At 32.8% G+C, this 21,533-nt stretch carries 29 protein-coding genes and 1 pseudogene; 24 read left to right on the forward strand and 6 right to left on the reverse strand.

The window, feature by feature from the left end; genetic code table 11:
- Position 1 precedes the first annotated feature (1 nt).
- From HNP38_RS12060 to HNP38_RS12085, 6 genes are all read left to right on the forward strand, one after another.
- Positions 2–556: a PRTRC system protein E gene (locus HNP38_RS12060; RefSeq protein WP_184189832.1), complete on the forward strand. Its 555-nt coding sequence runs from the start codon at positions 2–4 to the stop codon at positions 554–556.
- On the forward strand, positions 553–711 hold the full coding sequence (locus tag HNP38_RS12065) for a hypothetical protein (RefSeq protein WP_184189834.1): 159 nt from the start codon (positions 553–555) through the stop codon (positions 709–711). Before HNP38_RS12060 ends, HNP38_RS12065 begins: the two co-directional genes overlap by 4 nt.
- A gap of 28 nt (positions 712–739) precedes the next feature.
- Positions 740–958: a PRTRC system protein C gene (locus HNP38_RS12070; RefSeq protein WP_024568776.1), complete on the forward strand. Its 219-nt coding sequence runs from the start codon at positions 740–742 to the stop codon at positions 956–958.
- A 75-nt stretch (positions 959–1,033) separates the two neighbouring features.
- Positions 1,034–2,203: a hypothetical protein gene (locus HNP38_RS12075; protein WP_184189836.1), complete on the forward strand. Its 1,170-nt coding sequence runs from the start codon at positions 1,034–1,036 to the stop codon at positions 2,201–2,203.
- 27 nt (positions 2,204–2,230) lie between these two features.
- Complete coding sequence (locus tag HNP38_RS12080; protein ID WP_184189838.1) at positions 2,231–2,941, forward strand: PRTRC system protein B; 711 nt, start codon at positions 2,231–2,233, stop codon at positions 2,939–2,941.
- Positions 2,938–3,744, forward strand: coding sequence for a PRTRC system ThiF family protein (locus HNP38_RS12085; protein ID WP_184189840.1), 807 nt, complete (start codon positions 2,938–2,940; stop codon positions 3,742–3,744). The genes HNP38_RS12080 and HNP38_RS12085 overlap by 4 nt, the downstream gene beginning before the upstream one ends.
- Positions 3,745–4,186: 442 nt before the next feature.
- On the opposite strand, the gene HNP38_RS12090 is transcribed toward HNP38_RS12085, so the two are convergent.
- From HNP38_RS12090 to HNP38_RS12110, 5 genes are all read right to left on the reverse strand, one after another.
- Positions 4,187–4,927 carry an SDR family NAD(P)-dependent oxidoreductase gene (locus HNP38_RS12090; RefSeq protein WP_228461051.1) on the reverse strand — a complete coding sequence of 247 codons (741 nt, stop codon included), beginning with the start codon at positions 4,925–4,927 and terminating at the stop codon, positions 4,187–4,189.
- A gap of 48 nt (positions 4,928–4,975) precedes the next feature.
- Positions 4,976–5,566, reverse strand: coding sequence for an NADPH-dependent F420 reductase (locus tag HNP38_RS12095; protein ID WP_184189844.1), 591 nt, complete (start codon positions 5,564–5,566; stop codon positions 4,976–4,978).
- Between the two features lie 18 nt (positions 5,567–5,584).
- A complete protein-coding gene (locus tag HNP38_RS12100; protein WP_184189846.1) occupies positions 5,585–5,920 on the reverse strand; it encodes a MoaF-related domain-containing protein in 336 nt (111 codons plus the stop codon).
- Between the two features lie 103 nt (positions 5,921–6,023).
- The gene (locus HNP38_RS12105; protein WP_184189848.1) at positions 6,024–6,821 is read right to left on the reverse strand and encodes an alpha/beta fold hydrolase; all 798 of its coding nucleotides are present in this window, start codon (positions 6,819–6,821) and stop codon (positions 6,024–6,026) included.
- Between the two features lie 180 nt (positions 6,822–7,001).
- Positions 7,002–7,580, reverse strand: coding sequence for a Crp/Fnr family transcriptional regulator (locus HNP38_RS12110; protein ID WP_184189850.1), 579 nt, complete (start codon positions 7,578–7,580; stop codon positions 7,002–7,004).
- Between the two features lie 909 nt (positions 7,581–8,489).
- Between HNP38_RS12110 and HNP38_RS12115 the strand changes: the two genes are divergently transcribed.
- The 18 genes and pseudogenes from HNP38_RS12115 (at position 8,490) to HNP38_RS12200 (ending at position 19,512) form a co-directional block, all read left to right on the forward strand.
- A complete protein-coding gene (locus HNP38_RS12115) occupies positions 8,490–8,933 on the forward strand; it encodes a hypothetical protein (RefSeq protein WP_184189852.1) in 444 nt (147 codons plus the stop codon).
- On the forward strand, positions 8,930–9,142 hold the full coding sequence (locus HNP38_RS12120; protein WP_184189854.1) for a hypothetical protein: 213 nt from the start codon (positions 8,930–8,932) through the stop codon (positions 9,140–9,142). Before HNP38_RS12115 ends, HNP38_RS12120 begins: the two co-directional genes overlap by 4 nt.
- A gap of 7 nt (positions 9,143–9,149) precedes the next feature.
- Positions 9,150–9,512, forward strand: coding sequence for a hypothetical protein (locus HNP38_RS18010; protein ID WP_228461052.1), 363 nt, complete (start codon positions 9,150–9,152; stop codon positions 9,510–9,512).
- A gap of 27 nt (positions 9,513–9,539) precedes the next feature.
- A complete protein-coding gene (locus tag HNP38_RS12130; RefSeq protein ID WP_184189856.1) occupies positions 9,540–9,983 on the forward strand; it encodes a hypothetical protein in 444 nt (147 codons plus the stop codon).
- A gap of 11 nt (positions 9,984–9,994) precedes the next feature.
- Positions 9,995–10,237 (forward strand): hypothetical protein, encoded by a 243-nt coding sequence (locus HNP38_RS12135; RefSeq protein WP_184189858.1) that lies wholly within the window; start codon positions 9,995–9,997, stop codon positions 10,235–10,237.
- Entirely contained in the window at positions 10,234–10,812 is a 579-nt protein-coding gene (locus HNP38_RS12140; protein WP_184189860.1) for a hypothetical protein, read from the forward strand. Before HNP38_RS12135 ends, HNP38_RS12140 begins: the two co-directional genes overlap by 4 nt.
- 12 nt (positions 10,813–10,824) lie before the next feature.
- Positions 10,825–11,070: a hypothetical protein gene (locus HNP38_RS12145; RefSeq protein WP_184189862.1), complete on the forward strand. Its 246-nt coding sequence runs from the start codon at positions 10,825–10,827 to the stop codon at positions 11,068–11,070.
- A gap of 483 nt (positions 11,071–11,553) precedes the next feature.
- Positions 11,554–11,913: a DUF6876 family protein gene (locus tag HNP38_RS12150; RefSeq protein WP_184189865.1), complete on the forward strand. Its 360-nt coding sequence runs from the start codon at positions 11,554–11,556 to the stop codon at positions 11,911–11,913.
- A gap of 60 nt (positions 11,914–11,973) precedes the next feature.
- Positions 11,974–12,201 carry a hypothetical protein gene (locus HNP38_RS12155; protein WP_184189867.1) on the forward strand — a complete coding sequence of 76 codons (228 nt, stop codon included), beginning with the start codon at positions 11,974–11,976 and terminating at the stop codon, positions 12,199–12,201.
- 10 nt (positions 12,202–12,211) lie between these two features.
- The gene (locus HNP38_RS12160; protein WP_184190287.1) at positions 12,212–12,634 is read left to right on the forward strand and encodes a hypothetical protein; all 423 of its coding nucleotides are present in this window, start codon (positions 12,212–12,214) and stop codon (positions 12,632–12,634) included.
- A gap of 303 nt (positions 12,635–12,937) precedes the next feature.
- The gene (locus HNP38_RS12165; RefSeq protein WP_184189869.1) at positions 12,938–13,894 is read left to right on the forward strand and encodes a zincin-like metallopeptidase domain-containing protein; all 957 of its coding nucleotides are present in this window, start codon (positions 12,938–12,940) and stop codon (positions 13,892–13,894) included.
- Between the two features lie 389 nt (positions 13,895–14,283).
- The gene (locus HNP38_RS12170) at positions 14,284–14,760 is read left to right on the forward strand and encodes a hypothetical protein (protein WP_184189871.1); all 477 of its coding nucleotides are present in this window, start codon (positions 14,284–14,286) and stop codon (positions 14,758–14,760) included.
- Between the two features lie 103 nt (positions 14,761–14,863).
- Positions 14,864–15,319, forward strand: a complete 456-nt coding sequence (locus HNP38_RS12175; RefSeq protein ID WP_184189873.1) for a hypothetical protein — start codon at positions 14,864–14,866, stop codon at positions 15,317–15,319.
- A 180-nt stretch (positions 15,320–15,499) separates the two neighbouring features.
- Positions 15,500–16,356, forward strand: a pseudogene (locus HNP38_RS12180) (IS982 family transposase).
- Positions 16,357–16,745: 389 nt separating this feature from the next.
- The gene (locus HNP38_RS12185; RefSeq protein ID WP_184189875.1) at positions 16,746–17,660 is read left to right on the forward strand and encodes a hypothetical protein; all 915 of its coding nucleotides are present in this window, start codon (positions 16,746–16,748) and stop codon (positions 17,658–17,660) included.
- 71 nt (positions 17,661–17,731) lie between these two features.
- Complete coding sequence (locus HNP38_RS12190) at positions 17,732–18,586, forward strand: hypothetical protein (protein ID WP_184189877.1); 855 nt, start codon at positions 17,732–17,734, stop codon at positions 18,584–18,586.
- A 145-nt stretch (positions 18,587–18,731) separates the two neighbouring features.
- Positions 18,732–19,184 (forward strand): transposase, encoded by a 453-nt coding sequence (locus HNP38_RS12195; RefSeq protein WP_184189879.1) that lies wholly within the window; start codon positions 18,732–18,734, stop codon positions 19,182–19,184.
- Positions 19,156–19,512, forward strand: coding sequence for a terminase gpP N-terminus-related DNA-binding protein (locus tag HNP38_RS12200; RefSeq protein WP_184189881.1), 357 nt, complete (start codon positions 19,156–19,158; stop codon positions 19,510–19,512). The genes HNP38_RS12195 and HNP38_RS12200 overlap by 29 nt, the downstream gene beginning before the upstream one ends.
- A gap of 130 nt (positions 19,513–19,642) precedes the next feature.
- Here the strand turns inward: HNP38_RS12200 and HNP38_RS12205 are convergent, their stop codons facing one another.
- Positions 19,643–21,103, reverse strand: coding sequence for a tetratricopeptide repeat protein (locus HNP38_RS12205; RefSeq protein WP_184189883.1), 1,461 nt, complete (start codon positions 21,101–21,103; stop codon positions 19,643–19,645).
- Positions 21,104–21,533 lie beyond the last annotated feature (430 nt).

Consider the following 21,533-nt stretch of genomic DNA (forward strand, 5'->3'; position numbering starts at 1 on the left):
TATGCAAACCAATTTTTTCAATCTGATAGCCAAAATGGATATTAACAGTAAGCTGATTCTAACCATTGCCAAAGCCAACGAAAGTCAAATAGTGGCTTCCATATTAGTACAAAATGATGGGTGTGGAGATAAAGCAAAAAATATCATTCCTCCTCTTAACCTTAAAGGAACGGCAGACGAGCTTGATGCCGGATTTTTTGAACACATTAAAGCCCCATTAAAAACCGCTTCGGGACTGATGGTCGATATGGAAAGCTTTATGAAGCAATTAGAAGAAGCCAAAAAGCAATCCGCAATGGAAAAAGAAAAATCCGATAAGGAGAAAAAAGAAAAGGAAGCCAAAGAAAAAAAATGCAAAGATGCTTTTCAAAAAGCCGAAGAACTCGAAAAGGAAGGCAACTACAAAGGGGCATGGTCAGCACTTCCAAAGGCTTCTGAATATCCCGACTATGCAGAAACTATCCGCAAAAAGCAGGATGAATATGAAAGACACTTTGCACATAACCTTTTCAGTGAGGAAAAAACGCCTACCACAACCATTAATCCACAGCCATGATTATAGAAACCTATATAGCAACCTTACAACATGGTAAGGGTAAAATAAGATTCCAAATAAATTCTATGAGTGGAAAACAGATAATGGCAATAGAAAATTGCCCAATGAGAGCCATTATCGGACTAAAGATGAAGGGCAGGAAAATAGTAAAATAAAATACGTCAAATCAGAAAATCAACAATTATGTTACTTGCAACCCAATTAGAAAGAGTTTTTATCCTGAGAGATAACGGACAGGAAATTCGATTGACAGACCCCGAACCCAAATGGAGTGTTGAAGCCGTGATGAATTTTTACGCCAATACCTATCCGATTTTAACCACTGCAAAAGTATCTGCACCACAAATCAGGAATGACACGGTAGAATACCGTTTTGAAAGTGTAATGGGAACGAAAGGCTGATACACTATTATGGTTGGGTTTTCAGTGATCTGCTTTAAATCCCACCAATATTTACGAAATATCAATCATTAAATTATGATGAATGCAACGAAAAATCATATCGGGAAAAATACAGCTTCCCGAAGAGAAAAAACAAAAGCAACTGCACAAACAGTTGGGAGAGTTTGCCCATTGGATGCAAAGACCAAAGGATGCCAGCGAAATACAGAAAGACAAAATGAAAGCAGTACCAATAGCCATGCTACCTATGCTTTTCTAAAATGCTCGTTTCTGCCTAAGCTGATAGACACGCCATCCATACAGGATGAGAAGAAAACAGGCAAAATGGAAAGGGATTTTTACCAGTCCCTTTCCCAATTGACCGAACATTACGGAATCACACCTGCACTGTCAAAACATTTAGGTTTTCCTTACAATATTGCTTTTGCCATAGAGGATATCAAAAAGCAGTTAAAAATTAAAACAAAGAATTGGGAGAAAATTCGCTTGATACAGGATAAGAAGAAAACGTATTTGTTGAGTGAAGAAAGATATAATACAGGAGCTACTTTATATTATATTCCGATAATTCCACTGTACCGATTATCTAAAAATCCCAATTATAGACAGGCTGTACAGCTTTTGCAATCCGTTTGTTCCTATCTGTATCACATCGCAGATGTCCCATACTACAGAAAACAGGAAAGTTACCTGTGCTGGATGTATGAAATGATTTCGGACTGGCTCATTAATGATGAAACCGAAGATACCCCTGAATATGTACGTGAAATAAAACAAAGCGAATGGATTGGTGACTATATGGAACAAAAAATATACAATCCACAGAATTTAACCTTATTTAAAGAACGGATTAACCGTTTTGAAAATAGAGATTCATTTGAAACCGATTGTCTCCTTTTAGCCTGTGATACCCTTGCCCTCTATGAAATGTTTCCCAATGCCACTATTTATAGAAATATTCAACAAGACAAAAGAAATTCAGATAACGACGATTATGACGAGGACTATCATGAAAGAACCATCACAATGGAAAAGTATGTTTCATTCTGCGCAGATGATAAAGGAATATTGTTTCAGACTTTATTTGATTCCGTTAATGCAGAATTTCAGGAATGTACGGAAATAGAAGAACCATCCACACAAAAAAGATTTGACGGAACAAATGTCAGCAATGATAACCTTGATTTTGAAAACTGCATTTTTCCCCTGATAGAAAGATTAATTGATATTCTGAACAGCATTTAAACTATAATACCATTTAAATATAACATCATGAAAGATATAACCGATCACTTCGGAACACTGTATCATCCGGTTTCAGCTCTGGTCATTTATCAGACCAAAGACGATGATAAAGATACTTATGTAGAACATTTTGATATGGATAAAGACGGAAATCCCATTAATGCCCATCCTTTAAGCGAAAGAGAAGCTAAAATATTTGCAAAGTCGCTTACTACGGAAAAAGAAAAAAGCAAAGCATTTTTAAAACCTGAAAGTATTCTGCCCACCCATGTTTTATATATCAATCCTACCGAAAAGGGTTCAGTGATATGGTATACTAAAGCCAAAAAAGTAAAACTATTCTTTACCGAATCCCTTGAAATTCCTAATGGTATAGCACATACTCCACCTATGCTGTGGATGGCTTCAAAACAGCATCTTACCGTATTTGCTCTCACTTCAGACAAAAGACCCACAGAAAAAACAGTTTTATACCATGCTCCTTTTTTCAATGTCTATGAAAATGGAAGTGTCTGTATGGGAACAGTTAATATTGATATTAAAAATTCAGCATCGGTTGAAGAATTTATTTGCGCTTGGGAAAGCTATTTTTTTAACAGTAGGTTCAGCCATTTAAACCATAATCCTACCAATAGCAATTGTGTAAACCTTTGGAAAGAACTTATGGATACAGACAAAATCTTTCCAAAAGAAATATTAAAAAAGACCAATAAAACCCTTAAAAATTTACTGCCATGACAAATGAAAAAACAAAAGTCCATTTTACAGACAATTACCTGATTAATCCTACCAATCCTGTAACCATTAACCTAATCGGTGCAGGAGGAACAGGTTCAAAAGTATTAACTGCATTAATGGAAATGAATTACAGCCTGATTCAGTTAGGACATGCAGGATTATCCGTGCGACTTTGGGATGATGATATTATTACCGAAGCTAATTTAGGGAGACAGCGTTTTGCCGAATCAGAAACAGGATTATACAAGTCCGTTGCCTTAATCAACCGTGCTAACCGCTGGATAGGAACGAATTGGAAAGCAGAAACACAAAAATTTAAAAAGAGTGAATCAGAAAAATATTCTAAAAATATTCTTTCAAATATTTATATATCATGTGTTGACAGTGTGAGTGCAAGATTTGAAATTGCTGATATATTAAAAAGTCTGAATAATGGCAGATATTATGCTGACCGTCCCCTTTATTGGCTAGACTATGGCAATAATCAACATACAGCACAGGCAATATTAGCTACCATAGGAACAATTAAACAACCCAATTCTGAGAAATATGATACGGTGGATCATTTACCTTTTATCACCGATGAATTTGGAGATTTGCTAAAACAATCCGAAGAGTTCGACGATACGCCTAGCTGTTCACTGACAGAAGCACTGGAGAAGCAGGATTTGTTTATCAATTCAGCACTGGCACAGATTGGAAGCTCTCTATTATGGAGCTTATTTCGTAACGGATTGACAGAAAACAGGGGATTTTTTCTGAATTTGAAAAATTTTCATTCCCAACCCATAAAAATCACTTAATTTTTGCCGCCCGATTTTCTCAGGCGGCAAAAATGCATTTCCTCCCTTTGGTCGGAAACGCATTTTTGCGGAAAGCGGTGCAACCCCATTTCTAAAACATTGCCTAACTTTTGCTCTAAATGCTTTTGAAAAAAGGTTGCGAGTTGGATATTTGAGAATTGGATATAAAAAAATTCTTTAAAGAATTAATCCCAATTCTTATTATTTTATTTCAATTTTAGCAGATTTGTCAGCAACGAAGGATGATTGAGAGTTTTACTGATTAAATCAAATAGAATCAGTATCATGAAATCCTTGAAACAGACTAAAACCTGGATATGTTAAAGGAATGTTACAAAAATAATTATATCTTTAAAGAAAATACAAAACACAGAAGATCGTCTTTTGAGACAGTCTTCTGTGTTTTAAATGAACTTAATTTCGACTTTTGATTTTATATAAGCTAGCTTGCGAAACCTCCGTCTATATTTAAACTGGCGCCATTAATATACCCTGTTTCAGAACCGGAAAGATAAGAAACTAAGCTTGCTATTTCTTCTGGTTGTCCATATCGACCGACAGAAATATGTGTTTTCAGGTAATCGGCAAATTCACCTTCTTCAGGATTCATTTCAGTGTTAATCGGCCCAGGTTGAATATTATTAATTGTAATTCCTAGTGGTCCAAAATCTCTGGCCAACCCTCTTGTTAATCCCTGAATGGCTGCCTTGCTCATTGCATAGACCCCGCCACCCTGAAACGGCATTCTATCCGCATTAATGCTTCCAATATTGATAATACGGCTGCCTTTCTTCATGTGCTTCACTGCAGCTTGTATTGCAATGAAAACAGCTCTTACATTAATATCTATGGTTTTATCGAATTTTTCTAAAGAAAACTCTTCAATAGGAGCAACAATTCCAATCCCTGCGTTATTTACTAGAATATCAAGCTGTCCAAATGTTGATATCGTTTGTTCTACAGCATCAATTACCTCCTTAGGGTTTTGATTATTAGCTTCAATGGCTATTGCTTTTCGTCCTGTTTTTTCAATTTCTCTTACCAATTCTTCAGCTTTTTCCTTATCAGAAACATAAGTAAATGCTACATTTGCGCCGTCGGAAGATAATCTTTTTACAATTCCTGCACCGATTCCACGGCTTCCTCCAGTTACTAAAGCTGTTTTATTATTAAGTGTTGACATCATTAATTATTTATATTAAGTTGGATAAAATTTATTTAGATCTGTTATTTATAGTTTGATTAAGTTCAGCGTAGGTAACGTTCCTCCCGGAAATTGTTGTAGCTTGCCTCCTTCGTTAAGGCAACCTAAGTCTATTCCTGCAAAACCCAAACGGTTAATAATTCCAGAAACAATATCTTTTGCATCGTTATAATCTCCGGAATAGAATATGACTCTTCTCCCTCCTCCCTGTATAGGATTTGCTGCTAAAATTTCTGGCTGTAAAGTATTGAAAGCTTTTACTAGTTTAGCTCCTGAAGTCCATTCCTGTACAACTTCACTTGAGGTTTTGTTTCCTAAGTTGGCTAATTTAAAACCGGGCAAAATTGGATTAGTTGGATCAATTACAATTTTCCCGTTCCAATCAATATTCTGAGTTACTTGTTCTAAGTGCTGCCATTGTAAGGCTAAAAAAATCACTTCTGCAGTAGCAGCTTCTTCTACACTTCCTGCTGTTACGTTCTCTCCTAATTGGAGTGCTAATTCTTTGAGAGATTCTGCTCCTCTGCTGTTACTGATTACTACTTCATAACCAGCGTTTGCTACTTGTTTGGCGAAAGCTTTTCCTATAGCTCCAGCGCCGATAATTCCTATTTTCATAATGTTTGAATTTAAAAGTTAATATGAGTTGTTTGTGATAATAGTTCCTGTTGTTTGATAGAATTTCCCGTTAGTCATTGTTATATTGGTATAAACCAGTTTGTTCTCGAAATCATGAATTTGACTGATTGTTGTTCCTGAAACTTCTTTCCAAGTGATTAAAAACAGATTTGTTCTCAATTCCGTAACTTTTGTTTCTACTGTTTCAGTGTATCCGTTTTCAATTCTTCCTCCACCATCAATGATTGTAAATGACATCTTGTTTTCAGTTTCAAATAACATTTCTAACACAATAGAATTCATTTTTATTTTCAATCTGGTATTTGTATAAATTTTTTTACTTGTTGTATTCATGACTTCTTTGGTTATTTTCTTTTACAAAGTTGCTACAGGAAGCATGTTTTATCCGTTGATAAAAGGCAAATAAAACTCTTGACATTTATCAAGGAAAGAAAGATTATTTAGCTTCTTCTGAAAGAAAGTGAATTAGTTTTTCTGTGTGTGCAATAAACGGTGTATGGCTGGATTTCATGAAAAATTGTTTTTCAATATTTGCTTCTTTTGCCATTTTTTCTTGTAGGGCAATACTAATGGTATGGTCTTCTGTAGTAAGTATCGCAGTCTTTTTTATTTTTCCAAATCTGCTATTGCTTAGCTTTACGGGTGTAGCCAATGGAGTTAGGGGCTCAGGCTGAATATTTGAAGCAATATATTCTCCAATAGGTTTTGGGGCATCGGCTGCAAAAACGTCGATTACACCTTCTTTTGCGACCTGAACATATCCTTCCGATTCATTTATTTTAAGGTATTGACCAATATGACTTTGAGTATCGGTCTGAGCAATGGAAAGTAAACTCTCTCCATTTTTGGGAATATAAGCTGCTATGTAAATCAGCTTCTTGATTTGTTGTGGTATTTCTTCTGCTACCTGACTAATGACAATGCCTCCAAAACTGTATCCGACCAAAATTATTTCTTCTTTAGTTCCAATTACTTTTTTTACAGCATCAACATAAGTTTGTAAAGTAATTGAGTTCATAGGGGTTTTATCATCGCCATGCCCTGGTAAATTAACCATTAAGACATTGTGTCCTTTTGTTTTTAAACTATTGGAAACATTATCCCAGTCTGAAGCTTTAGACCATGCACCATGCACAATAACCAATGTGCTTTTTTCTTTTGATGAATAAGTGTTTGCTTTACTACCAATAAAAAATAGTACTAATATGGCAGTCATTATAAACTTTGTTTTCATAAATATTGGGTATTTAATTAAAGAAACTCACTTTGAATTTCTTTTACAAAGTTGCAGCGGAAAGCACATTTTATCCATTGATAAAAAGCATATAAAACTCTTGATAAATGTCAAGAGTTTTAATATTCAAACTTCACAGAAGTGTAGCTTATAAATAATTAAATGGGATATTATAGTATCTTATTTCCTTACCATATGGTTTCTTATCCTGCTGATAGTTTCCGGAGAAATTCCTAAATAAGAAGCAATCATATGCTGTGGAATGCGATTGGTGATATCAGGATAGGTCTTTATGAAATCTGCATATTTCTCTTCAGCAGTATAGCTTATGCTGGCATGGATTCTATTTTGTGATGCTATGAAGCTTCTTTCTAATAACACTCTGGTAAACTCACCAAATTTAGGGATTTCAACTTGCAAACGGTCGAAATCAGCCTTCGGAATAAGTACGATTTCTGAATCTTCCAAAGCTTCAATATTGAATGTTGATGGTAATCCCGTATGATAACTTTGTCTATCGCCTGCCCACCAATTTTCGATGGAAAATTGAATAATATGTTCTACTCCTTTTTCATCTACTCGATAAGTACGTAAAACTCCTTTTGAAACAAATGCATTTTTATTCCAAACATCTCCTTCCTGTAAAAGATATTGACGCCTGCGAAGTTTTTTTACGCTGCAAACCTGTCTGAACATTTCCAATTCATCATCATTTATTGGGAATTTATCTTTAAGATATTTTAAAAAATGGGCTACCATTGACAATGATTTAAGAGTGATTACAAATTTAATTATATTCTGTAAATAACTTCATTTTTAATTAGTAGAATATGAGTATTTAAAATTGATGTCTGTTCAACATAAAAAGTTACTGAAAACATGCCATATTAATAACAATTTTGGGGTTAATGGGAGTGAGTTTTTTTCTACAATTACTGGTTGTGCCTCGTCAGGAATAATCCTTATTTGGCAAATGAATATATTCAGCAAGTGGAAATGACTGAGAATAAATTCTAAAGAAAGCAAAAGATGTTGATAGTCAATAGATCTTATTTAATCTTGTGGAAATTGGGGACAAGCGCCGGTACACCCTTTAAATGAGCAAACACCTACACCTATGGCTTAGGCGTTATTACTCATCGTCTTGTAGCCTTAAAAATTACCAGTTTTCAGTACCAAGACTTAAAGCAAAAACACTTTAAGATTAAAATTTATCTCACAAAGATAAAAAAGTTCCAAGTCATTCACAATGGTCAAAATATGACAAATCGATGTTTTATCATAATATTTTAACATAGTACCCTTCTTACTAAAGCGTTTATTGGGTTCCTTGTCCGCAAGGTTACTTCATTTCTATGACTGAGCCGTTTTCATATTGCAAAAGTATAAATCCGGTTTCTGCTCAAAAAAATCTTTTTGGGTTTCTAAAAAAATTCTTTTCGCCTTGCTACAACAATTTTTCCAGACACTCCTAAATCCTTGCGAACAAAAAGATTTCGGAGCCTCTACTCTATTCTTTCATTCCGGTTTTGTGCTGAAACCGGATTTCTATCGTCAATGGGCAAAGAAAAACGACACGTCAATCTCAGAAACAAAGCAAAGCGTTCATTGACATCTCCGATAAACAATTTAAGAAAAGAAAATTATTAACAATCTAAAATGTAAAATATGAAAACAGAATTTGAAAACTTACAATTTATCAGTGAATATTTCAAGAAAGTTCTTCAGGAACTTATGAAAAATGGCTTCATACTAATAATCCCGGAGCCTACAAAAACATTCAGAAAAACCAATTATGCATATTTCTCAGATGGTGACAAGATCGCCTATCTGCAACAGGAAACCAAATATCGTGAAATCAGTATATCAAGCGTTCATAAACCTTCAAAGGAGGTGGGAACCGGATTCAGGCTATCAGATGAATACAGCCTTGAAATAGCAAAAGAAGCATTAGTAACAATTTGTCCGATATGGGTCATAAACAGTAAAAATCATGTCATCAAGTATGATAATCTCAAAGAGTTTATAGAATCCCGCACTCAAAGCGGGCATCAATTAAACATTTATCCTAAAGAGCAAAATAACAATTACAAAACATTTAAAAGCTTATGAAAAATATATCAGCGATAATGGCAGCCAAAGATTTCAATATAAATGAAACCTATATGGAGAGTGATTATTACCTCTGTAAATGCTTAAGAAAAGGAAAAGTTTTTACTGCTGATTTTGGAACAGAATATCAGGAAATCCACTTTGAAGTATCAACAAGAACAGGCAGGTATATTGGAATTGAAATAAAGAAAATACCAACAATAAAATAATAAAGATATGCCACGAGTAAAAATAATAAATAAAGAGGAAGCTCCAGAAAACTTAAGCAATTTTCCAAACTTTCACAAATCAGGCAGTATAACAGGTATGAAAAAGCTTTATTACGGAAAAGATGCTCTTTTAGTAAGATGTGGGGATTATATCTACAATGTTACTTCAGAACCTAAGATTTACCACAATGCAGAGAAACTCATTACCTACTGTATTATATCCACAACTGATAATCCTCACATTGAAATTCTGAATGAATATTATCGAAAAGTTAAAAATGGAGCTTTTGCAGAAGTAACAAATAATTCAGGAATCAAAAAGAAATTCCTTTTTGAAAATAACCAATGGAATGTGATTGATGCAAAATAAATATACTAAAAAAATTATATGAAAAATATGAACAACAATAGAAAAATGAATAGTAGAAAACCTGAACAAATAGAATTCTTCAGTTTAGGAAATGGAATTTCGGTATGTGATACCAACAGGGAAGTGAACGGAGATTATAAAAGAGTAGCCCATATATCGAAATATCGGGAAGTAGAATTTTTTGGTAAAATTTCAGACGAATCAAAAAATAAAATTTTACAGTATGCTAAAATGGCAAATCCTATGAGTTCTGCGGCTCAGAATGATCCTGTATTTATCAAAAAAACTTTCAAATATATTGTCCATTTTAAGGAAAAAGCAAGGGTTTGTTATGCCTATAATTTAGAACACGCATTTGCAGAAGCCGAGGTATTTGCAAGAAGATACAGTTTATTTCAAGACTTTATTATCAAAGAAACAGGAGAATTTATTGATAATCCACCTTATTTCGGCATAAGAGAACCTCTATAAATATTTAGAAAATGAAAAAATTAACAATAAAAACTCAAAATAAATCCGGAAACGAGCCTAAATACAAAGAAAATTTAGGCTTGGGTTCAATCTTTATAAACTCTGAGGCATGGATTTCCGTAGACCTGTTTGAAGGATTTGGTGACTCCTACAGGCAAAGGGAAACAGAGGAAATCACGATTTCTGATAACGGAAACATCATATTTAAAGGAAGTTTCAGAGAATTAATCCAAATTTTAAAACATACATTATGACAAAGAAACAAATATTAGAACAGTATTTTAAGAGTATTTCTTTAAGCAATTTATTTTGGGATTTCTCTTACAATGGAAAGAATTATAGCATTTCAGATTATGTTCTGTCAAATGTTTTATTAAATACCTCTCATAAAAGTTGGAAATCAGAAATATTAGCACATTCAAAAGTTGTTGAATGTATTTACCTTATAAGAAATTATGATATGATAGATTCCAGATTCAAAACGTTTGAGAAACTAAATTTTGATAAAGTGGAACAGATTAATGATGTTTTCATCTGTGAAAAGAATAATGAAATTGAAACATGGAGCAGCGGAAAATATTACACTGTTTCAGTAATACCCGAAGGCGAGGATTATAATAAGGCTTTTCTTCCTTATTTCGCAGATGTCACGGAAGACATCAACATTCCGAAAGAATTGAAAAGAAAAGGATTAAAACCAAAGATATATAAGAGCTGCCAGTTAATTACAAAAAAGAACGGTGGTTATTATTCTTTCTACAGCCATACTCAGAAAAAGGAATTATTAATCGCATTGAATTCCCACATTTATGAACCAATAAACAAGTAATAATATCTTACTATGGCAACAAGAACATATAAAACAGAAACTCTATTAAAAAGATTGGAAAATTACGATCAAAAATATTATGATGCAATCTGTAAACCGTCAAATATTGGCTTTAGTTATGGGATGCGGGCTTATCACGCTTTAAAAATCCAAAATCCGCCGGAATGGAGAATTCGCAGTAAGGCGGAAGTGGTAGCAGAAGAACTTCGAAAAAGAGGAGTGAAATTTAGTACTCATTTTCTAAAACTGTCAAATTAACGGTTAAGTCAGTCGCTGTCATAGCAACATTTGAATTGATATATAGTCCTATTAAAATTAGAATTTTCACACTCTGAAAGTGATAATTTGCAAAAACTGGTACATCTGGCCTTACTTTGCTTTGGATATGAAAAAATCCAATCTTCACTTTTTCTCTGGCCATGAGCTGTTTTCATATTGCAAAAGTATAAATCAGGCTTCTGCTCAAAAAAATCTTTTTGGGTTTCTCGAAAAATTCTTTTTCGCTCTGCTCCGATAATTTTCCCAGACACTCCTTACATCCTCCGGACAAAAAGATTTCGGAGCCTCCATTCTATGCTCTCATTCCGGTTTTGTGCTAAACCTGATTTCTATCGTCAGTGGGCAAAGAAAAACAGCACACCGGCTAGATGAAAAAAGCATAGCGTTCTTTGACATTTCCACAACTAAAATACAAGCCGATGTCTACCAAAAATGAATATTAACAATTTAAAATTTCAGATTATGAAAAATCCAAACATTTCAGCCAATGAATACTACAATCATTTTATAGGTACAGAATCCTACTACTCTTACCTTTTAGGCTTGTTATTAACTGATGGCGTCAAAACCATTGCAGATGAAGAACAATGCTATTGGTTCTTAGACTGCATTGCCTCTTACCAATTTGAAGAAAAATTTAAACAGGAAGAGTTCCAGGTGTGGAAAATCAAAAGAATTCAAGATACCAAATTCAAACTTACCGCAACTGACGGGAACAATAATGTCCTCTTTTCACAAGATATTGCATTTTCCGATTTCTTCTTTGATGAATTAACCATTTGGAAAGAAACGAACGTCTTACTGCTCCCAAGCGAACATTAGTCTCAAAATACCTCACGATGTATAGGCAATCGTATTTTTTTAATCCTAAATAACAACAATATGAATAAAGCAACATTTGAATGGAAAATAGAAATAGAATTTTGGTTCGTCTATCATGAAGACTTGGATAACCTATCTATTGAAGAAAGAGAAATACTGGAAAAACAGGCAAGGGAAAGCATTTTTCATTTTATCACAAAAGACGGCTATACTGCCGGGGAACTCTGCGAAAGTATAGATGACAGAGAATTTTACGGATGGTGGAATTACAGAATTACAAACAAATAATCACATTATCATGGGAACTTACACTATTATTTATCTGAAAAAACAGGATCAGGCTAAAGAGGTCAACGAATTTCTAAATGAAAAATATAAACTCAACTATGAAAACTATAATGAAGTCGATTACGGCGTTTTCTTTACTCAGGAAATGTTCGACGAAGATCTTAGGTTTATGAATGAAGATCAGGAAGGCAGGACGAATCTTCCCCATTATCAACGCCCGATTTCCAGAGAAACATACTATTCACTACTATTTGGGGCTAAAAATTGTTTCGGAGATATCGGCACAGCATGTATTAAAATCTCCTGCATTGCTGAAAAAGATGTAGAAATTATTAAAGCCTTACAGGAATTTTCCAAAACTCCTGAATTTAAAAGGTATATCAATTTCAGGAAGTCAAAAAATCTTCACCGGTTACTGCTCATCAGATTATGATTTTCTTTTTTTAAAGCAATTGGAATCTATCTGATTGCTTTTTTATTCTGGCTGTTCCCTGTTTTCTGTTCGCAAAATTAGAAATCTGCATTTCAGTACAAAAAAATCTTTTTGGGTATCTAAAAAAATTCTTTTCACAAGTTCCAACAATTTTCCCAGACACTCCTGAATTCTGTGAACAAAAAGATTTCAGAGCCTTCATTCCATTGCTTCCATTTCGGTTTTGTCTGAATACAGTTTCCTGTAGCCATAAAGCAAAAGAAAACAACAAGAAACAGTCAGAACAATTTAAAATCAAACATTATGAAAGCTTTAACTAAAAAAACAAATTCAAAAACACAGTTCTCTACCTTTAAAGAAGACAAATTTATTTCCAAGATCCTTGAAAATCTTGATAAGGTAAATGCCAAAGATTGGGAACAGTATGCTAATGTCCCGTTTCAGCATCCTAAAAATCTCTTTACCAAAAAAGAATATCAGGGTTTCAATACCTTCGCATTATATATAGATACGCTTGTTAACAAATTTAAAACATCCTGCTATGCGACATTCAGCTCTATATCTAAAGCTGGCGGAAAGTTGAAAAAAGGAGCGAAAGGAACTGTCATTGAATTCTTCAGCTATGTTTTTAAACATATGGAGACAGGAGAAATTTTCACAGCTGAACAATTTTCAACAATGTCTTCGGCTGAAAGAGAAAACCTCACCAAAATTATCTGCATACGGAACTATACGGTTTTCAATTCAGAATTTATCGAAAATTTGGAAGAGATTGACATCAATATTGATCCTGAAGATGAAAATCACGAATTGGATTTCCAAGAGCAAATAAATTGTGAGAATTTCATCACAAAAATAAATACATCCGGAAATCTGCAACTTACTCATGCAAGGCTAAACGTAGCCTGCTATTCGCCTATACAGGATTATATTGCTATTCCTGAAAAGAAATTCTTTATCTCAGAAGACAGATATTATGCCACTTTATTTCATGAAATCATTCACTGGACAGGTCACGAAAGCCGACTAAGCAGAGATTTGAAAGGGCATTATGATGTTACAAGTTATTCCTTTGAAGAGCTGATAGCCGAAATGGGAAGTATGCTAATCTGCTTACAATTTGGAATCACTTCGGAATTTATTAATTCTGTGCGTTATTTAAAAAGCTGGTCTGTAAATAATTCAGAAAACAGAATTGAGAATATCAAAAAAGCATTTGTCTTATCCAAAAAAGCAAAGAAATTTTTAGAGCAATTTTGATTCCCAAACAGTATAAAATCGAGGCTGCCTTTCGGCAGCCTCTGTATTATCGTCCAAAATTGTTTTTTAATTCAATATCTTCCTTACAAACCTCTTTAAAGGAGCTTTGAAAATATTCCAGCCAACGACGATAATAAGTAGGGCAAGAGAAATCTTTCTTGAGTCATTATTGTCAGATATTGTTCCTATGAAAGAAAACAAAAATATATAAAATGCGATAGCACCATAAACCACAAATTTAATAATCCTTTTCATAATCATATAGTTATTGCAGATTTGGATGATAAAGATAAAGAATTTTTTTTTTAGTTGTTATAATATTTTTAATTGTTTTGATAGGTAAAAAATAGTATTTTTGTTTTTATTCACTAAATTAATACTATATAGACATGGAAGAAAGTAAAAAAGACAATATGATTACTGATATCATAAGACGGAACTATTATCTAGAACAATTTTTTAAATACAATGATATTCATGTAAATCTTCTTGGAGATATCAATAATCCTCTCATTGTAACTGAAGATAATATTGTACTGAGCTGTTTTGTCAGTAATTTCAATTTAATTTTTAAGGATAATTCGTTTGAGGGTAAAGAACTATTCGCCATCAAACTAAAAAAGGAAGCCCAGAATGCTAAAGATCAGCTGGAAAAGTGGGTGAAATCGGCAGCTCACAGAAAAATTTATTTATTTACCTCAGAGGACGGGCTGTACTACAGCAAATACATAAAATTATACAACCACATATTACCATTATTCAGCCCTGCCAAAGAACTGGCTTATTATGTATTTCAGAGACAGAAAGCCATACAGATAGTACAGAAACTGAAAAAAAGCAATATAGACCTTTCTATTGTTTATTGATCTAAAAACATTGAAATGCAACTTTGCATTCATGTTTTTATTCTACTTTTGTGAATAATATTTTTTGCCCTTTGGGCAAGTTGGCTAATTAAAATAAGTAGTGATGTGCGCAAAAAAAGCAGTCAAGAAAACTCAAAACCTGTTAATTAAAACGGATAAAATCTTAATTGATAACTTTAAAGTATATAGCTTTACCTATTATAAAGATAATGGGCTCTTATCATTATTCTCTTTCCGCCATTACTTGGCACTGGCTCTTTTGAATATTGAGCAGGATTTTAAGGATAGATATGGAAATATATCTTTTCCTGATGAGCAGTATCTGGTGTTCTATAAAAAAAGGGGAACCAAGATAACCCTGATCAAGGAAGAAAGGGTATTGGAAAGTATTAATTTTTTGCTTCCGGTCGAATTTTCTGAATTGTATTATAGTCTGATGCACACCTATTATATTAATGAGAAGTCAGATTCATCAAGTTATTCCATTTCATTATTTTTTGAATTTATTGTCTTTTTCATAAGCAATAATGAGTTGAAGTTTTTACCTGTTGAATTGTAATATAATTCAACATTTATACTTTTATGTATTTATAGGTTTAAATAATTCCATATTTATCTAATACAGTATTTATACAAACATATTTTTAAGTAATAACCCGTTGTGCATTATGAAATAAAAAAGAAAAAGTTATTCATTTGATTAGAAATCAGTAAACATATAAGCGACAAAACATTTACAATGAACAACTTGAATGCAAATTACGAAAGGATTTTGGAAGTTAAGAAAAATATCAAATGAAAATCTTTTGTCTTATCAAAGACGAGTTCCTAGATTAAAAGATTTGGAATTAATAAGCCTAGCATTAACCGCAGAATTTATAGGAATTGATAGTGAAAATCATCTATTCCGTCACATTCCAAATACGATAAAATGTAAGATAGAACGCAGCGTCTATAATCGTCGTAAACGCAGATTAGCCAGTAAGATTAATGAAATATGAATGAAACTCACAAGAAGTTTTACTGAATATGAGAAGTTCTTTATCATTGATAGTATGCCTGTAGAAGTTTGCAAACTTTCCAGAGGTCACACTTCAAAAATTTGTAAAGATGCTGAATATTGTTATCCAAACAGAGGTTTTGTGCCTCTCAGCAAATGCATTTTTATGGTTACAAACTTTATGCGGTTTGTTCTATAAGTGGTATTTTCAAAGTATAGATTTAAGTCCGGCATCTATTCACGATTCACTATTTAAAAGATATTAGAGAACAATTATCGGATTGTACATTAATTTGTCATCTGAAATTCAAATTGATTTTTTCAATTACGCAAATATAGAATTGCAAATGCCTAAAAGAGTGAATCAGAAAGATTATAGGTCTCAATTTTATTTATTCAAAAAACAGCGAAAGAGGATTGAGACACTGTTTTCGCAATTATGTGACCAATTTATGATTAGACGTAATTATGCAAAGAGTTTTGATGGATTTAAAACAAGGATATTAACTAAAATGACGGCTTTAATCGTCGTGCAATTCATCAATAAAACCTATTTCAATCGAAATATCAATAACTTAAAAGTCAGCATCATTTAAAATGCACAACAGGTATTTTAAATGTTTTATTAATTTTTTTAATATTATAATCTATAACTAATTTTAGTTCTACGATATTTTTCTATCATCCTTTAAGATTGAATTTATTTTTTGAGATCAGTAAAATAATCCACCTCTAAAAACAACTGATCTTCTTTTGTATCAGTATTTAGTTCATAAAGATTTTGATTATTATCATAAAAATTTAATATCCAAAATTTGTTTTTCGGGTTCTGCTTATTTCTCTAGGAAACAACAACTTACTACATATCAATGACTAACAATTTTTGACAGATAATCAATAGATATTGAAAGGTGAAATTTTTGCGAGTTTTCTTTTACTCTTTTAGATTTGTTCCATTAAGGATTAAAATCTAAAAAAATTACTAATGATGAAAAAAAAATTTACTGGATTTATACTTATTTTTGTAAGTCTAAGCTTTTTTGGGCAAGTAGGAATTAGTACTTCTACTCCCACAAGTACATTGAGTGTAAATGGCTCTTTTGCCACCTCCTATTCAGAGAATAATTTAATCAATTATGTAATTTCAGCTACAGATCAAGTAGTAACCTGTGCAGCAACGTCGTCAGCACCGACCTGGATCTTACCTGTTTTAGGAACCGGAGCTGCAAATCTAAAGGGTAGAGAATATACAATACGAAATGTATCGGGATTTGATTTGACGTTAAAGGGGAGCGGATCGGAGCTGATTGAATCTGGCGGAACAGGCAGTAATACCGTAACCATACCCAATGGATATACAGGATTTGTAAAAAGTACTGGTGGGGAATCTTCTACGGGAGTTACATGGGTATTTTCAATCATAGGAACTCCAGGAGGAGTGTCAACAGTCTTCTCTTTGCAGTATGCTAAAAAAACAGTAAGTCCTATTGATTCTAATACTCCTGTAAATTCTGTAGTAACAATTGGTAATTTAAAAGTAAGATTTAATGGAACAAACCCAAACAATAATAATGGCTATATTGAATACCAGCCAGAGGTGAATTCTCATTTTACTGTACTTTGGCGCAAAGTAGGTAGTGGTGGATCAGGCGAATTTTGGGGTACGGCTTCTGTCACAAATACAGAGTGGCAAAGAATGCCTTGGTCTGGTGACCCAAACGACCGTAATTTTAATCCAAATAACAGAGATATTGCATATGCGTATATTATGATGCATAATACAAAAGAAAATTACAGGATAACTGTTAATGCAAATAATACTATATCAGCTGGTGGTACTGGTAACGCAGTTCCCACGGCTCCTTCTGCGATAACTATATTTGTTGAAAAATTAGATTAATATTTTGAACACAGAAAAACACAGAAATTGGATAAAACTTCGTTCGGAATCTAACTTAAAAAATATAAAAAATGAAAAACATATTAACTTTATTTGCAATTATAGGGTTGTTACATATATCAAAAGCGCAAGTTGGAATTAATACAGCAAGTCCCGGAAGTACACTAGATGTTAGAGGTTCTTTTGCAACACCTTTACAATCAGTAACAGCAAGTACCTTAGGAGATAAAAATCAATCTGTAATAAATTTCACCAATTCAGGAACCTTTACTTTGCCCGCAGCTATATCCGGTGAAGGAAATTTTGGTGGTAGAGAATATCAAATCCGTAACGGAGGTTATAGTAACGTTGTTACAATTCAAACCAGCAATGCTGAAACAATAGATAATATAGGTTCATTGGTTAGTACATTTAATGTTCCTGGGGGATATATTGTAACTATCAAAAATACGGGTGCTACAAGTGGAAATACGTGGATGATAACACATATGACTAATACAAACGTAAACCAGTCTAATACCAGCCAGATCATCTATTCCGGAAATATAGGAGATACAAGTAAAACGGTTATTGTAGGTAATTTCATTTTTAGATTTAGTGGAGTGGCTCCGGGAACTCCTCCGGGAAGTGTGTCACCACAAATAGCCATGGTTAACAACCCTGGAACAACCGTTAATATAAACGTTGGTGTTAATCAGCAATATTCAACAGATGGCTTTGAATATGCAAATAATACTTTCTCTTTTACTCCTGCAAACTATTCGACTTTCAGAGATATTCCTGCAACTGGTGCCCACATGGCTCCTAACGAATTAAATATCATGAACCTCGTAGATACAACAAATGGCAGATATTACAGGATTACGTTTTATGTATCAGGAAGCAGTGCTCCCTATACCTTCACAATAGTTGCCGAGAAATTTTAAATATAAACAACTATTGATGGGAAATAAATTTTGGCAATTGATATTACCTTTTGATAACATATATTTTACAGTTTGGTGAGGAGATTACATATTACTTTCGATCTGACAATTTTAGAATTTAGTGAAGATTAATATTAATATTATAATGAATTTAAAAGAAATAAACATTGGAAATTTGATATATACAAAAGTAGAGGAAACCAACATGTCAATAGAAAGAATCTGTAAATTTTTGGGATTGGATGAAAATAAATTAAACGAAATATATAGCGAAAGATCCATAGATACTGAGTTATTGTTAAAATGGGGTAAACTATTGGAATATGATTTTTTTAGATTGTACTCTCAACATCTGATTTTGTATTCCCCTCCTAAGGCCGTCAACAATAAAAATCAGGAAAAGAAATCTATGCTTCCCAGATTCAGAAAGAGTCTCTATACCAAAGAAATGATTGAATTTATTCTAGAGCTTTTAGAAACCGAAAATAAAAGTGTAGCACAGGTGGTGGAAGAATATAAAATCCCGAAAACAACTTTATATAAATGGATTAATAAATATAAAAAAACACATGAAAAAGATAACTCAGCCAGATTATAGAAGAATATATGAAGATATTATTAAAATAAAGCATCCTGAAAAAAAAGAAATATGTGAAGAGCTTTTATCAAAAGCTATCCTAACAGGATTGGATGTAATAAAACTTAATGATTTAATTTTTAGTCCTGTAAATAGAGATAATTTTCTGCCAAATAAAAAACATCGATCGTATGATGAATCTTCAATATTGGAAATTTTAACTTTTCAGAAAAAGCACGGCTATTCTAATGCGCAAATAGCGGCTCACTTTAAACTAAGCAGAAATACAATTACCAGTTGGAAAAAGAATTTGTACCGAAACATTATAAATGATTCTATAATACTTTAACCAGTACTCCAATAAAACACAAATATCAAATAATAAAACTAGTCTATACCAACCAAGAAGGTGAAAACACATGTGAATTGAGCCGGTAGTTTTTAACAGCCGGCTTTTTTATTTTCTTTGAGAACACTTTCTACAATTTATTGATCCAGGTATATAAACTGGTATTTTGAGGAATATTCATTTTTTTCCGTAACCGATATTTTCTGCTCTCAACAGAATTTAAAGAAGCCCGTGTATAATTGGCAATATCTTTAGTTTTTATATTCAATTTAAGATATATACACATTTCAAGGTCTAAAGGTGTAAGTTCCGGAAATTCTAATAATTTTTTGTATAATTCGGGATGTACGTTCTGAAAAACTGCGAGCAGATGTTTATCATTTCGTTTCGCCATATCTAATAATAAAAGAAGCTTATCTCCATCTGACGTTGTTTCCTGTGGCTCAGTATATTTATCCGGTTCAGATACAAGATATTTTTTATGTTGATTTTTCCTGTAGAAATAGAATATAAAAGATGGGATCAACACAATCATTATGAGAAGAATTGGTAAAAAATAGGATGGCTTTTCCTGTTTTTGTGTTGTTGACGTTTTTTTATCATTTTTATTTTGTGTAATTAATGCCGATTGATTGATGGTTGCTAAGCTGTCTTTCAAACGCATGTTTTTCTCAAGGTAATAAGCCTCCATTTTACTGTCTCCATTTTTTTTATAATATTCAATCATTTTAGGATAAATAAGTAGTAACCCATCTGAGTATTTATACTTTTCAAAAATAGGCAAGCTTTTATTCCAGTATTGTAAGGCTTCTTGGTCAATGCCCAAATCAAATTTTTGATTTCCTCTAAGCATATATACATTCGCTACAAATCTTTTATCCCCTTCTTTTATCTGGATTTTTTCAGCATAATCATAATACTTATCAGCTTCTTTATAATTGCCACGTAAATTATATGCTACTCCTATATGTTGAAGAGCTTGCCCAAGTGTCGGATTTTTAAAAGAAAAAGTATCTGAGACTTTTGATATTTCCGAATAACTTTTTAGGGCAAAATATAATATAGAGTCTTTATAATTACTGTTATTATTTTCTTTAAAAAGATGTTTAGAATATTCTGTAAGATTATCATAGATATAAAATTTTCGGAAATGCAATGTATTTTTATCATCAATCTGATCGATAATCTTAATCGCTCTGGAATAGCAGGAACGGGCATCTTCAAAGTTCTTCGCCTGAAATAATGATTTTGCCTTGTATTGAAGAAGCGATGCCCAGTCTGGATATGATTTTAATTCTTCTGCTAAAGGTAATCCTATTTCCACAGATTTTAAACATGCGTTGGTATCCATCCTGTTACTATATACCTGCGAACGATAGAGTGCAGCAGTTAACATCCCCTTTTTATCATCCTCTTGCTTTGAAAGTGTATAAAGTTCATCACACATCGAGAGAACTTTTTCTTCTCCAAACCTTACATAAATATTATTCCCTCTTATTTGTTTTTTTAAAAACTCTATTCTTTGTTTCGAAAAATTTTGAGAACAAAAAATCAAAGGGAAGAATATAAGAATAAGCAGCTTGGTTTTCATAAGGGAAGGTTTTTTTCAAAGTTAATAATTTATACTATTTTCTTTCCAGATAAACATATTTACCTATTATTCAAAACTGTCTTTATGATATTTTAAAAAAAAATTACTACTCGAAAGCCTTCCATTACAATCAAAATATTCTGTTCTACCGTGAAAATTCTATGCATATTTTTCACGAATGCATCTGTGTTTGCCCAACATTTTTTCTATTTTTTTGTGACTGTTGCTCTAAAGTGGACATATAAAAAGATTCGGATATTACCACAGTGAGGGATTTTTTAGCATAGTACTTTCATAGAAGACATCGCCTCGCATTCATTGTAGCAATAGCCCGTTAGATGCCTCGCTCAATTGTTTGCATAATGGTTCTTTACCTCGTTTAAATAATTAAGTGTTCGTTTTCTCATTGCTTTATCTCGGAGAGTTTCTT

The sequence above is a fragment of the Chryseobacterium defluvii genome (assembly GCF_014204415.1).
Taxonomy (GTDB): Bacteria; Bacteroidota; Bacteroidia; order Flavobacteriales; family Weeksellaceae; genus Chryseobacterium; species Chryseobacterium defluvii_A.

Coding starts and splice junctions, on each gene's coding strand:
- HNP38_RS12060 (WP_184189832.1), top strand. CDS start 2: ATGCAAACCAATTTTTTCAATCTGATAGCCAAAATGGATATTAACAGT.
- HNP38_RS12065 (WP_184189834.1), top strand. CDS start 553: ATGATTATAGAAACCTATATAGCAACCTTACAACATGGTAAGGGTAAA.
- HNP38_RS12070 (WP_024568776.1), top strand. CDS start 740: ATGTTACTTGCAACCCAATTAGAAAGAGTTTTTATCCTGAGAGATAAC.
- HNP38_RS12075 (WP_184189836.1), top strand. CDS start 1,034: ATGATGAATGCAACGAAAAATCATATCGGGAAAAATACAGCTTCCCGA.
- HNP38_RS12080 (WP_184189838.1), top strand. CDS start 2,231: ATGAAAGATATAACCGATCACTTCGGAACACTGTATCATCCGGTTTCA.
- HNP38_RS12085 (WP_184189840.1), top strand. CDS start 2,938: ATGACAAATGAAAAAACAAAAGTCCATTTTACAGACAATTACCTGATT.
- HNP38_RS12090 (WP_228461051.1), bottom strand. CDS start 4,927: ATGTCAACACTTAATAATAAAACAGCTTTAGTAACTGGAGGAAGCCGT.
- HNP38_RS12095 (WP_184189844.1), bottom strand. CDS start 5,566: ATGAAAATAGGAATTATCGGCGCTGGAGCTATAGGAAAAGCTTTCGCC.
- HNP38_RS12100 (WP_184189846.1), bottom strand. CDS start 5,920: ATGAATACAACAAGTAAAAAAATTTATACAAATACCAGATTGAAAATA.
- HNP38_RS12105 (WP_184189848.1), bottom strand. CDS start 6,821: ATGAAAACAAAGTTTATAATGACTGCCATATTAGTACTATTTTTTATT.
- HNP38_RS12110 (WP_184189850.1), bottom strand. CDS start 7,580: ATGGTAGCCCATTTTTTAAAATATCTTAAAGATAAATTCCCAATAAAT.
- HNP38_RS12115 (WP_184189852.1), top strand. CDS start 8,490: ATGAAAACAGAATTTGAAAACTTACAATTTATCAGTGAATATTTCAAG.
- HNP38_RS12120 (WP_184189854.1), top strand. CDS start 8,930: ATGAAAAATATATCAGCGATAATGGCAGCCAAAGATTTCAATATAAAT.
- HNP38_RS18010 (WP_228461052.1), top strand. CDS start 9,150: ATGCCACGAGTAAAAATAATAAATAAAGAGGAAGCTCCAGAAAACTTA.
- HNP38_RS12130 (WP_184189856.1), top strand. CDS start 9,540: ATGAACAACAATAGAAAAATGAATAGTAGAAAACCTGAACAAATAGAA.
- HNP38_RS12135 (WP_184189858.1), top strand. CDS start 9,995: ATGAAAAAATTAACAATAAAAACTCAAAATAAATCCGGAAACGAGCCT.
- HNP38_RS12140 (WP_184189860.1), top strand. CDS start 10,234: ATGACAAAGAAACAAATATTAGAACAGTATTTTAAGAGTATTTCTTTA.
- HNP38_RS12145 (WP_184189862.1), top strand. CDS start 10,825: ATGGCAACAAGAACATATAAAACAGAAACTCTATTAAAAAGATTGGAA.
- HNP38_RS12150 (WP_184189865.1), top strand. CDS start 11,554: ATGAAAAATCCAAACATTTCAGCCAATGAATACTACAATCATTTTATA.
- HNP38_RS12155 (WP_184189867.1), top strand. CDS start 11,974: ATGAATAAAGCAACATTTGAATGGAAAATAGAAATAGAATTTTGGTTC.
- HNP38_RS12160 (WP_184190287.1), top strand. CDS start 12,212: ATGGGAACTTACACTATTATTTATCTGAAAAAACAGGATCAGGCTAAA.
- HNP38_RS12165 (WP_184189869.1), top strand. CDS start 12,938: ATGAAAGCTTTAACTAAAAAAACAAATTCAAAAACACAGTTCTCTACC.
- HNP38_RS12170 (WP_184189871.1), top strand. CDS start 14,284: ATGGAAGAAAGTAAAAAAGACAATATGATTACTGATATCATAAGACGG.
- HNP38_RS12175 (WP_184189873.1), top strand. CDS start 14,864: ATGTGCGCAAAAAAAGCAGTCAAGAAAACTCAAAACCTGTTAATTAAA.
- HNP38_RS12185 (WP_184189875.1), top strand. CDS start 16,746: ATGATGAAAAAAAAATTTACTGGATTTATACTTATTTTTGTAAGTCTA.
- HNP38_RS12190 (WP_184189877.1), top strand. CDS start 17,732: ATGAAAAACATATTAACTTTATTTGCAATTATAGGGTTGTTACATATA.
- HNP38_RS12195 (WP_184189879.1), top strand. CDS start 18,732: ATGAATTTAAAAGAAATAAACATTGGAAATTTGATATATACAAAAGTA.
- HNP38_RS12200 (WP_184189881.1), top strand. CDS start 19,156: ATGAAAAAGATAACTCAGCCAGATTATAGAAGAATATATGAAGATATT.
- HNP38_RS12205 (WP_184189883.1), bottom strand. CDS start 21,103: ATGAAAACCAAGCTGCTTATTCTTATATTCTTCCCTTTGATTTTTTGT.